Origin of the sequence: Ureibacillus massiliensis 4400831 = CIP 108448 = CCUG 49529 (genome assembly GCF_000772965.1) — a bacterium.
In the GTDB taxonomy this organism is placed as follows: domain Bacteria; phylum Bacillota; class Bacilli; order Bacillales_A; family Planococcaceae; genus Ureibacillus; species Ureibacillus massiliensis.
In genome coordinates, this window is sequence record NZ_JPVQ01000004.1 from 93121 (window position 1) to 105285 (window position 12165).

At 35.1% G+C, this 12165-nt stretch carries 12 protein-coding genes; 10 read left to right on the forward strand and 2 right to left on the reverse strand.

Features of this window, described 5'->3' with window-relative positions:
- The first annotated feature begins 107 nt into the window (after positions 1-107).
- The 6 genes from CD30_RS04110 to zupT all read left to right on the forward strand — a co-directional run bounded on the left by CD30_RS04110 (position 108) and on the right by zupT (position 5520).
- On the forward strand, positions 108-1064 hold the full coding sequence (locus CD30_RS04110) for an ABC transporter permease (RefSeq protein ID WP_036172756.1): 957 nt from the start codon (positions 108-110) through the stop codon (positions 1062-1064).
- Entirely contained in the window at positions 1051-2007 is a 957-nt protein-coding gene (locus CD30_RS04115) for an iron chelate uptake ABC transporter family permease subunit (protein ID WP_036172758.1), read from the forward strand. The genes CD30_RS04110 and CD30_RS04115 overlap by 14 nt, the downstream gene beginning before the upstream one ends.
- Positions 2004-2768: an iron ABC transporter ATP-binding protein gene (locus tag CD30_RS04120; protein WP_036172760.1), complete on the forward strand. Its 765-nt coding sequence runs from the start codon at positions 2004-2006 to the stop codon at positions 2766-2768. Before CD30_RS04115 ends, CD30_RS04120 begins: the two co-directional genes overlap by 4 nt.
- Positions 2769-2949: 181 nt before the next feature.
- Positions 2950-3975 carry a siderophore ABC transporter substrate-binding protein gene (locus CD30_RS04125; RefSeq protein ID WP_036172762.1) on the forward strand — a complete coding sequence of 342 codons (1026 nt, stop codon included), beginning with the start codon at positions 2950-2952 and terminating at the stop codon, positions 3973-3975.
- A gap of 133 nt (positions 3976-4108) precedes the next feature.
- Positions 4109-4441, forward strand: coding sequence for an antibiotic biosynthesis monooxygenase family protein (locus tag CD30_RS04130; RefSeq protein WP_036172764.1), 333 nt, complete (start codon positions 4109-4111; stop codon positions 4439-4441).
- Between the two features lie 260 nt (positions 4442-4701).
- Positions 4702-5520, forward strand: a complete 819-nt coding sequence (gene zupT, locus CD30_RS04135; protein ID WP_036172766.1) for a zinc transporter ZupT — start codon at positions 4702-4704, stop codon at positions 5518-5520.
- A gap of 53 nt (positions 5521-5573) precedes the next feature.
- Here zupT and thrB read toward each other — a convergent pair whose 3' ends face one another.
- Both thrB and thrC read right to left on the reverse strand, forming a co-directional pair.
- Entirely contained in the window at positions 5574-6488 is a 915-nt protein-coding gene (thrB, locus tag CD30_RS04140) for a homoserine kinase (protein ID WP_036172768.1), read from the reverse strand.
- Entirely contained in the window at positions 6485-7537 is a 1053-nt protein-coding gene (gene thrC / locus CD30_RS04145) for a threonine synthase (RefSeq protein WP_036172770.1), read from the reverse strand. The genes thrB and thrC overlap by 4 nt, the downstream gene beginning before the upstream one ends.
- 358 nt (positions 7538-7895) lie before the next feature.
- Between thrC and CD30_RS04150 the strand changes: the two genes are divergently transcribed.
- The 4 genes from CD30_RS04150 (at position 7896) to CD30_RS04165 (ending at position 12156) form a co-directional block, all read left to right on the forward strand.
- A complete protein-coding gene (locus CD30_RS04150; RefSeq protein ID WP_235802002.1) occupies positions 7896-9140 on the forward strand; it encodes an MFS transporter in 1245 nt (414 codons plus the stop codon).
- 573 nt (positions 9141-9713) lie between these two features.
- Positions 9714-10634 (forward strand): group II intron reverse transcriptase/maturase, encoded by a 921-nt coding sequence (ltrA, locus tag CD30_RS04155; protein ID WP_235802003.1) that lies wholly within the window; start codon positions 9714-9716, stop codon positions 10632-10634.
- A gap of 20 nt (positions 10635-10654) precedes the next feature.
- Positions 10655-11011 carry a group II intron maturase-specific domain-containing protein gene (locus tag CD30_RS20505; protein ID WP_052126034.1) on the forward strand — a complete coding sequence of 119 codons (357 nt, stop codon included), beginning with the start codon at positions 10655-10657 and terminating at the stop codon, positions 11009-11011.
- 284 nt (positions 11012-11295) lie between these two features.
- Positions 11296-12156, forward strand: coding sequence for a MurR/RpiR family transcriptional regulator (locus CD30_RS04165; protein ID WP_036172772.1), 861 nt, complete (start codon positions 11296-11298; stop codon positions 12154-12156).
- The last annotated feature ends 9 nt before the right edge of the window (positions 12157-12165 follow it).

Sequence of the window (12165 nt, forward strand, 5' to 3'; positions counted from 1 at the left end):
AAGTACGTATTGATTTTTGTGAAATTTGTGATTATAATGAAGAAAGTACTCGAGTTGAGAATCATTTTCATTAAACTCAAAAGATTAAATAGAATATGGGGATAAAAATGAGACTGTGGATGTTAATTATCGCAGCAATCATCCTATCGATTATTTCGCTATTTATTGGTGCGATTGATATAAAGCCGACTGATTTACTTGATTGGGAATCACAAGAGACTCAAATCTTTTTAATTAGTCGTGTACCACGCTTACTAGCGATTATATTAGCAGGCGCTGGGATGAGTATTGCGGGTTTAATAATGCAAAGCTTAAGTCGGAACAAATTTGTTTCTCCAACTACAGCAGGGACTTTAGACGCTGCTAAGTTAGGGATTCTCATTTCGATGTTATTTTTCACAAATGTAACCTATACACAGCAAGTAATTTTTAGCTTTGCCTTTGCACTATTAGGTACATTTCTATTCATGCAGATTTTAGATCGCATTAAATTTAAAGATGTTATTTTTGTGCCGTTGATTGGGATTATGTATGGTAACATATTATCTTCCGTTACCACGTTCTTTGCTTATGAAGCAGATTTACTACAAAATATCTCATCTTGGTTGATGGGGAGTTTTACATTGATTATCGCAGGGCGATATGAATTATTGTATCTCAGTGTACCAGCCATCATTTTAGCTTATTTATATGCGAACAAATTTACTGTAGCAGGTATGGGTGAGGATTTTGCGAAAAATTTAGGGCTAAGTTATAAATTTGTTTTAAATATTGGCCTTGTTTTAGTTGCAATCATCGCTACAACCGTAGTACTTACAGTAGGTGTTATTCCATTTTTAGGACTAATTGTACCTAATATTGTATCTCTTTATTTAGGGGATAATTTAAGAAAGACGATACCGCATACAGCTGTATTAGGTATTGTGTTCCTATTAATTTGTGACATTATAGGTCGTGTGGTTATTTATCCATATGAGATACCTGTAAATGTGACAGTCGCAGTTATTGGCAGTGCGATCTTCTTAATCATGTTATTTAGGGGGAGAGCATATGCGAAAAAATAGTATAAAACTTATCATTCTAGCGGTAGTGGCAATTCTTTGTATTTTGTTATATGGCTTTTATGATATAAAAGGTGGATTCGATTACGCCTTCCCACGTCGTATGATGCGTGTAGGTGCAATGATCGTTACAGGCTTTGCGATTGCATATTCAACAGTTGTGTTCCAAACGATTACACATAATCGTATTTTAACGCCTTCTGTAATGGGACTTGACTCTATGTATGAAGTAGTTCAAACGTTAATATACTTCTTAGCGGGGTCATTATCAATTTGGGTGTTAAATCAATATTTAAACTTCACAGCTTCCATTGTCGCAATGGTGTTGTTTGCACTTATTCTTTACCGATTCCTGTTTAGAGCGGATAAACACCCAATTTACTTACTATTACTAATTGGGATGGTTATAGGTACTTTACTAGGAAGCTTGGTTACATTCTTACAAGTGCTGATTGACCCTGTAGAATATCTAAGCTTACAAAATCGATTATTTGCAAGTTTTTCTAATATTAAAGTCGAGCTTTTATATATAGCAACAGCAATATTATTACTTGCCTTTCTTTATGGTTATCGTATTTTGGGGCAGCTGGATGTTATGTCACTTGGTCGAGAAAATGCGATGAATCTAGGTATTAACTACGATAAACTTGTGTTGAATGTTTTAATTCTTTCATCAGTACTTATTGCTACATCAACAGCTTTAGTAGGTCCGATTACATTTTTCGGATTAATCGTAGCTAATCTTTCATATCAGTTCTTTAGTACTTATAAGCATTCAATACTTATTTTGGGATCCGGTTTAATGAGTGTAATCGCATTAGTCGGTGGTCAATTTATCGTGGAGCATTTATTTGAAATGCGAACTACATTGAGTGTTATTATTAACTTTGTTGGTGGTATTTACTTTATCTATTTATTATTAAAGGAAAGTAGGGCAGCAGGATGATTGAAATCAAAGGTTTAACAAAGAATTTTGGTAACAAGCCTGTTGTAGAAGATGTTTCCGTTACGATTCAACCAGGATCTATTACATCCTTTATTGGTCCTAATGGTGCTGGTAAGTCAACACTATTATCAATGGTTAGTCGATTACTAGATGCAGATACAGGCGAAGTATTACTTGATAAAAATAATGTCAAACAGTGGAAATCTAATGAATTTGCTAAACGCGTATCGATTTTAAAGCAGGCGAATTACATAAACGTACGACTTACAGTGCGTGAATTAGTTTCTTTTGGACGTTATCCTTATTCAAAAGGTCGTTTAACACCTGAGGATGAACAATTTATCGAACAAGCAATTGATTATATGAATCTAGCAGAAATGCAGGATAAGTATTTAGATGAGCTTTCTGGCGGGCAAAAGCAACGGGCATTTATTGCAATGGTGATTGCCCAAGATACAGATTATGTGCTTTTAGACGAACCTTTAAACAATTTAGATATGAAACATTCTGTTCAAATAATGAAAATTCTTCGTAAGCTCGTTGATGAGTTAGGCAAAACAGTTGTGATTGTATTGCATGATATTAACTTTGCGAGCGTCTACTCTGACTATATTGTTGCACTAAAGAACGGTAAAGTCGTAAAGAGCGGAGCAACGAAAGAAATTATCAATTCAGATGCACTTCGTGAAATATATGATATGCATATCCCAGTTCAAGAGCAAAACGGATGTCGTATTTGCGTATATTTTAACTCACATTAGGTAAGAAATTAATGATTTAGAAAACTATTGTTCACAATATTTTCTAAATCATTTTTTTAAGGAAAAAAGGAAAAAAATATTGAAAAAAGGTATTGACGATATATTTTAAGATGATATAATTTCAATTAGTTGATAACGATTCTCATTATCATTAATAAAAGGAACAGGAGAGAAATAAAGAATGAAAAATTTTAAATTACTAACTTTAATGTTGGCAATGTTAGTATTCGTGCTAGCTGCATGTAATTCTAACAATGAATCAACTGATTCAAATACTAGCTCAGAAGCTGAGCCATCAAACGAAACAGAAACAACTCAAGAAGGATATCCATTAACTATCTCATCTACAATTTCTCAAAGTGAGTCTGAAGAAGCTGGCACAATTTTATTTGAAGATGTTACTCTTGAAAAAATGCCAGAAAAAATTGTTGTATTTGATTACGGTTTCTTAGACACACTTGACACTCTTGGAGTAGAAGGAATTGTTGGGGTTCCACAAGATTCTCAATTACCAGAACACTTAACAAAATATAGCAGTGATGATTATGTAAACGTTGGTACATTAAAAGAACCATTATTCGAAGATATCGCTGAAATTCAACCAGATGTAATTTTCATCTCTGGCCGTCAGTCAGTATTCTATGAGCAATTAAAAGAAATTACACCAAATGTAATCTTTGTTGGTGCAACACAAGATGACTACTGGAACACATTCTTAAAATCAGTAGATATCGCAGGTCAAATTTTTGGTAAAGAAGCTGAAGCACAAGAACATGTTGCTGAAATCGAAGCTGCAATCGAAGAAATAAAAGAACTTTCTGGTCAATTCGATAATACTTTAGTAACAATGTATAATGAAGGTAAATTATCAGGTTTCTCAACAAATTCACGTTATGGTTACATTTATGATATTTATGGATTTGTTCCAGTAACTGAGGATATTGAATCTTCTTCTCACGGTTCAAACTTTGGTTTTGAAGCAATTTTAGAGTTTAACCCACAAGTATTATTCGTTATTGACCGTACAGCTGCTATTGGTGATGTATCAAATATTGAATCAGATATGGAAAATGACATCGTTAAACAAACAACAGCATATAAGGACAATCGAATTGTTTACTTAGATGGTCCACTTTGGTACTTAGGTGGGGGCGGCTTACAATCTGAGCTTGCTAAAATCCAAGAAATTCTTAACGAATTAAAATAATTAAATGATCAAGCTGTCCATATTATGGGCAGCTTTTTCTAAAGATAGGAAAGATTTTATGTTTATCGGCATAAACCTTAGAGTAATGATAAAAGAGGAGCCGATAAGGATACAATGAAGGAGGAAATAAAAAATGTTTGTTCAAATTCGAAAATGGACGGTAACAGAAGGAAATTCAGACAAGATTTTAGATCGTTTTAAAAAGAAACCAGGTCAAGGCCCATCTTTGATTGAGCAAAGAGAAGGTTTTATTAGCCGTGAACTACTTGTGAAGAATGTACGCCGTGGAGAAGAAGAAGTATTAATGATCATTCGTTGGGAGTCTGAAGAGGCTTGGAAGGCTTGGGAAAAGAGTCCGGAGCATATCGCAGGGCACAAAGAACAAATTAAAGAGCATGGCGGTAAACCACCAAAACCAGAGTTTGTAATTAATATGGAACATGGGAATTACACAGTTGTAGAATAAGTTAAAGCGTCCTTATAATAGGGCGTTTTTTTATGTGATTTAAAATAAAGAAAAATTAGCAGCCGAGCGATGAAAAGATCCACGAAAAACCCTTCACTAACATGAAAACCCTTCACTAACATGAAAACCCTTCACTAACATGAAAACGCTTCAAAAGTTTTCCTTGTACATAATATATAACCCAAACTAAAAAAGTTGCACATAGGAAACATTTAAGTATATAATACTATTATAAAAATAAAGAGGGGATTAGAATCCAAATGGACAGTAATGTAATCTTAGCTTTCGGTTTAACGCTTTTCGCAGGTTTGGCTACAGGTGTAGGTGCATTAATTGCATTTTTTACATCCAGAACAAATAAAAAGTTCTTGTCAGTTGCATTAGGTTTTTCTGCTGGCGTTATGATTTATGTGTCATTAGTTGAGATATTCGTAAAAGCAAAAGATTCATTAACAAATGCATTGGGCGATTCACAAGGCTATTGGATGACAATTGTAGGCTTTTTCGGAGGGATGGTATTTATAGCATTAATAGACCGTTTTATTCCAAAGAACAAAAATCCCCATGAAGTAAAAACAGTAGAAGATGTTCAAGCAGCAGAAAAAAATACAACAGCAATAGATCATGATAAATTGATGAAAATGGGCTTATTTACTGCATTAGCAATTGCCATTCATAACTTCCCAGAAGGAATTGCTACATTTATGTCTGCTATCCAAGATCCAAATGTAGGGATAGCAATTGCGATAGCTGTTGCTATTCATAATATTCCAGAAGGGATTGCCGTGGCGATTCCAATCTATTATGCAACTGGAATAAGAAAGAAGGCCTTTAAGTTATCTTTTCTTTCAGGATTAGCAGAGCCAGTAGGAGCATTTTTAGCATATTTAATCCTAATGCCATTTTTAAATGATGTGCTTTTTGGTATTATTTTTGCCGCAGTCGCAGGGATAATGGTCTTTATTTCTCTTGACGAACTTTTACCAGCAGCAAAAAAATACGATGAAACCCATTTATCGATTTATGGTGTTGTCGGTGGTATGGCAGTAATGGCCATTAGTTTAGTGCTATTAACTTAAAATAAAAAGGTGATTCACTACAGTCTTAGACACTGTTTGAATCACCTTTTTAGCTATTGAGTAAGAACTGAGGCTTCAGAAACAGTTACCCCTGTTTGATCTGCTTTTGTTAATAATACTTGATGTGACGGGAAAAGCTTTTCCATTTTTGTAACAAAACGTTGCCCTATTGAAGTAGGAATCATAGAAATCATGGTTGGTCCAGCACCACTTAAAGCAGTGCCATATGCGCCATGCTCTTTTGCCATTTGTATAATCTCATAATAATCTGGTATTAATTGAGCTCGAAAAGGTTCATGGAATTTATCAGCTTCCATATAACGACCGATACGTACATAATCTTTTGCAATTAATGCAGCAGCAAGCATATTGGCATTTGCACTCGCAGTAACAGCATATGGTCGTTCAAAATGCTCTGGTAATACACTTCTTGCTTCAGATGTTTTTAATTCAACCTGAGGAATGAAAACAACAAAAGAAGTATCTAAATCAGTAACGTGGATTGTATCAACAATTCCATCTTTGTCCATTGAAGAAATAGTTAGACCACCTAAGACAGAAGCTGTTGCATTATCCGGGTGTCCCTCAATTTGAGAAGAAATGTTGCATTTATCCTGCTTGGATAAGTTTAATCCACATACTATGTTTGCCAATTCAATTCCTGCTACAATCGCAGATGCACTACTACCTAATCCGCGTGCAAAGGGAAGCTCACTCGTCATTTCAATTTTGCAAGGTGGCAATTCCTTATTAAAGCGTGCAGCAGTTTCATGAGCAATCTGATAAATTAAATGATCTTCTATTTCAAATTCCTTCGGTAAACCTTCAGAAACATGTATAATTTCCCATTTATCTGATAGCGACACTGTTAAATGTAAATATAGAGACAAACTAAGTCCAATCGAGTCAAATCCAGGTCCTAAATTAGCAGTGCTTCCTGGGACAGTAATTTGCCATTTTTTTATCATAGAATTCCCTCAATATATTTTCTGATGTCTTCTTCACTATTTTTTAAAGATACTAAATCGATTGTAGAAACTTTCATTGCTGTATCAGGGTCTTTTAATCCGTTACCAGTAAACACAGTTACAACGCGGCTACCTTTTTTGATTTTCCCATTTTCAACAGATTTGATAACACCTGCAAGAGAAGCTGCAGAACCTGGTTCTACAAATATACCTTCGGAGCTAGCGATTAATTTGTACGCAGCTAAAATTTCATTATCTGTAACTGAATCAATAATACCACCTGACTCATCTCGGGCTGCTTCTGCATATTGCCAGCTTGCTGGGTTACCGATACGGATAGCAGTTGCAACTGTTTCAGGATTAGCAATTGGCTCGCCATTTACAATCGCAGCTGCTCCTTCTGCTTCAAATCCATACATTTTAGGTAAACCAGTATTTTTTGCTTCATTATATTCTTTGAAGCCTTTCCAGTAAGCAGTAATATTCCCTGCATTCCCGACTGGAATACATAAATAATCTGGAGCAGAGCCTAAACCATCAACAATTTCGAAAGCAGCTGTTTTTTGGCCCTCAATACGATAAGGGTTTACGGAGTTGACAAGAGTAACGGCTGTAGTTTCACTTACTTCACGAACGATTTTTAAAGCATCATCAAAGTTGCCATCAATTTCTATAATTTTAGCGCCATACATACAAGCTTGAGCTAATTTACCGAGTGCTACTTTTCCTTTTGGAATAACAACAATGGATTCAATGCCAGCACGTGCAGCATAGGCACTTGCAGCAGCTGATGTATTTCCTGTAGAGGCACAAATAACACATTTTGTTCCCTCTTCAACAGCTTTTGCAACAGCAAAAACCATACCGCGGTCTTTAAATGAACCAGTAGGATTTAAACCTTCGTATTTACCATATAACTCAATGCCTAATTGCTTAGACAGATTAACTAAATGAATTAATGGAGTGTTCCCTTCGTTTAATGTTAAAGAAGGTGTTTTCTCTGTAACGGGTAAAAATTCTTTATATTCTTCAATAAGACCTCTCCACATAACATGATCTCCTTTTGTTCTCTTAAGATGAACAGTTGTTTGTATATAAGAGACATTTTAACGCAACACAATAGTACATTTCAATAGAATTTACTAAATTAACACAAACTATATAAGTTTAAATTAAACGATCTCAAAAGTTTCATACATTCTGGAGAAATATTGGCTGAATTCCTGCTATGTCATCTTAAGTTTCCATTTCAAATACAGCCGTAAAAGCTTTATTTGAGTATAAGTGGGAAAAGAAATAATGTTTTCACCAAAAAAATTTAAAAAAAATAAAAATTTCTCTTGTAAGTTTCTCAAATTATAGTTATTTTTAATATGTGTTAATACAAATGTAAAGACAGGTGATTAGATGGGTAATATCACAATGGAGACAAGCGCTAATAATAAAACAATTTCCAGAAACAAATTGTTAGGCGTTGCGGGTGTTGGATGGATGTTTGATGCAATGGATGTAGGGATTTTGTCTTTTGTTATTGCAGCACTCGCAGCAGATTGGGGATTAAACAGTAGCCAAATGGGGTGGATTGGAAGTATTAACTCAATTGGCATGGCAGTAGGGGCACTTGTATTTGGTGTATTTGCAGATAAGGTTGGACGGAAAACGATTTTCATATGGACGCTTGTTATTTTTTCAGTAGCTAGTGGATTGTCTGCCTTAACAACCACTTTTGTTGCATTTCTCATTTTACGTTTTTTTGTTGGTATGGGATTAGGTGGAGAACTTCCAGTAGCATCTACTTTAGTTTCTGAAAGTGTTGAAGCAAAAGAACGAGGAAGAGTAGTCGTTTTATTAGAAAGCTTTTGGGCAGCAGGGTGGTTAATCGCAGCAGTTATATCTTATTTTGTTATTCCAGCTGATTTTTGGCCAATTGAAGGTTGGCGTGTTGCCCTTTTACTTACGGCAATTCCTGCTTTTTATGCCCTGTATATTCGTTTGCATTTACCTGACTCCCCACAGTTTACAGCAAGGCCAGAAGCGAAAAAGAGAAGTATTTTACAAAACATGGCTGGGATTTGGGAAAAAAAATATGCAAAAGCAACCATCATGCTATGGATTCTTTGGTTTGTCGTAGTATTTTCTTATTACGGAATGTTCCTATGGTTACCTAGTGTAATGGTTAATAAAGGCTTTAGTTTAATTTCAAGTTTCGGATATGTATTGATTATGACTCTTGCTCAGCTTCCAGGATATTTCTCAGCTGCATGGTTTATTGAAAAATTAGGTAGAAAGTTTGTGCTTGTAACTTATTTACTAGGTACTGCTGGAAGTGCATTAGTTTTTGGGAATGCCGAAACAATTGAAGTACTACTTATTTCTGGCATACTTTTATCCTTCTTTAATCTAGGTGCTTGGGGAGCGCTTTACGCATATACGCCTGAACAGTACCCGTTAATTATAAGAGGTACAGGATCTGGAATGGCGGCAGCAGTTGGGCGAGTTGGAGGAATCTTTGGTCCTTTATTAGTTGGGAGCTTGTTAACTGCTGGATATGATTTCGGTTTAATCTTTATGATCTTCTGTATCTCGATTGTCATTGGTGTAATAGCAGTTATATTCTTAGGAAAAGAAACAATGCAAACAGAGCTTGAATAATAGAAAAAGTGAAAATGACTCAAAAGTGAACCAAACTTTTGAGTCATTTTTTATGTGCGCCCGGCATGGGCTATAACTTGGTGGTGAAAGTCCACTACAGGCTTGGCAGTAGGAACTGTTAGCTAATGGCAAGGGTGTCCACCGTGAGGTGGAATCTGAAGGAAGCCGGAGGCAAAATCCCGAACTGACGGACAGAAACTATATAGAAGGCTGAATTGGGATGGACGAGTTTGCATAACAAAACGAAGTCCAATACTGCACGAATCCCATACAGTAAATATAGCAGTTACATGGGAGGAAGGTTATAGCTCTTACCCGGGGAGGTCTCACGAGGGTTATTTATTTAACAATTAAACTAGTGATAGTTCGATGAATCGTGAGAAGTCAGCAGACGTCATAGTAGTCTCCCTTTCGGGTGATGAAGGACTGAACAATCTTAAATCTTGGAAAACAAGGAGGTATAGATATTCCGCATAACCGCAGAAAACATCGTGGTAAAGACCGAAAGATGGCTACCTATGGAGAGATAAGTTGGAAACGAAAGGGTAAATAGGAGCGCGTAGGAATACTAATATGGATATGAAAGAACAGGATGGTATCAATATCAATTTAATTGATAAAGTTATTGCAAATAATAATCTTTGGAGAGCTTATAAGAAAGTAAAAGCAAACAATGGTGCACCAGGGATTGATGGAATTACAGTAGTACAATTAAAGTCACACATGAAGAAATATTTTGAACCTCTCAAAAAGAAGTTGAAAGATGGAACTTATCAACCTCAACCAGTTAAAAGAGTTGCCATACCCAAACCGGACGGTTCTAAAAGATATTTAGGAATACCAAGCGTTTTAGATAGAGTCGTCCAACAAGCTATTCTTCAAGTGATTGAACCCATTATAGACCCACACTTTTCAGAACATAGTTTTGGATTTCGGAAAGGCAGAAATGCCCACCAAGCAATTATATTAGCTGAAAAATATTACGAGGAAGGTTACCGCGTAGTAGTGGACTGTGACTTAAAAAGTTACTTTGATACAATTCATCATCAAAGACTAAGAGCATATTTAGAAGAATTCATATCAGACAAAATTGTCTTAAAATTAATATGGAAATTCTTGCGTTCAGGGATCCTAGACCGGGACATCTATATTGAAACCAAAGAAGGTGCTCCGCAAGGTGGACCACTGTCTCCTATATTAGCAAATGTTTATCTAAACAAATTAGATAGAGAGTTAGAGAAAAGAGAGCATCGTTTTATTAGATACGCGGATGACTTTGTCATTTACGTGAAAAGTAAACGTGCTGGAGAGAGAGTTATGGAAAGTGTCTCAAAGTTCATTGAACAAGACTTACAACTCGTCATTAACCAAAACAAAAGTAAGGTATGCGGGGCAACAACTTCTACTTTTCTTGGGTTTAACATTCAAAATCTTATGGGAAAGTTGGATGCCGACCAAGTAAGTCGGCCAAACAACGATTCAAAGACAAGTTAAAGAAAAGTACAAGTCGGAAAATGAATGGAAATTTTGAAGAAATAGTCAAGAAAATTAATCAAATCACAACTGGATGGATTAATTATTATGGGATTTCAAGAATGAAGAAATTCATTATTGAGACACAGAAATGGCTTAACCATCGGTTAAGGCAACTTATATGGAAAAGATGGAAGAAACCAAAGACTAAATATAAGATGCTTCGTAAATATGGAGTAAATCATGATGACGCAATGAAATTAGCTAATTCCCGAAAGGGATATTGGAGACTTTCACGAAGTGAAATTCTTCAACGTGCAATAACAAAAGAAAAGCTCACAAAGTGGAGACTAAAAGATATCTCCTTACTTTATGAGCAACGATACTTAAAAGGTTGAACCGCCGTATACGGAACCGTACGTACGGTGGTGTGAGAGGTCGACTACTCAAATAATGAATAGTCACCTACTCGATTTCCGAAAATATTGAAATCTATGCAAATTCACCCACCCTATGCCTATTTTAGATAATACTTATCTAATTTTGTCGAAATTTCGAACATTTCACTTTAGCTTATGAAAGATTTTTCAGAAAACTCATTGTATTTAATTTTTATTAGTGTTAACCTATCATTTATCAAATATATACTATTAACATGTCTAAGGGAGGTTTGGAAGCTAACATGAATATCATTGAAACTATAAAAAAACGATATATTCGACTATCTAGAGGTCAGCGTAAAGTTGCTCAATTTGTTGTTGATAACCCAAATATAGTAGCTACTCATATAGCTTCCGAGGTGGGACAACTAATTGGTGTAAGTGAATCAACAGTTATCCGTTTTTGTTATGCCATGGAATTGTCAGGTTATCACGAGCTACAAGAGAAGCTAAGAAATGATTTGTTCAATGGGATATCTTCAAAAGGAGAACAAAAAGTTGTCGTTTCCAAAAAGCAAAGTAATTTCATTAAAGAGATTATGAATGAGGATGTATCAAATATTCTAAATACGATTGAATTAATTGATCCTCAACAATTTGAATTGGCTACACAGCTTTTACATGAGTCCCAGTTCGTATACGTACTTGGTTTTAGACAATCAGCACCAGCTGCAAATTTTATGACAAGTACATTAAAAAACTTAAGGAAACATGTAAAGCAGATTCAACATGAAATGGAAGATATTGTACAGCAATTAAGTAATATAGATAAAGATTCTGTATTAGTCATTGTGGCTGTTGATCACGTGCTAGAAGATGTCCTAACGATTGCTAATTTAGCAAAAAATAAAAAGGCGAAAGTTATTGCACTTACAAATTCCACTTTATCACCAATTCGTGATTATGCTGATGCTATGTTTACAATTAATATGCAAAAGCAAATATCTATTGAAACATCTACATCATTATGTTCACTAATTAACGCTTTAATTGAAGGTATGATTTCTAATAATCGAAAGCAATACATGACATTCCAAAAGTCAAATGAACAAATTGAAAGTAGTTTTTCGTATATTGAATCTAGTATCAGATCAACATGTTAATATTAAATG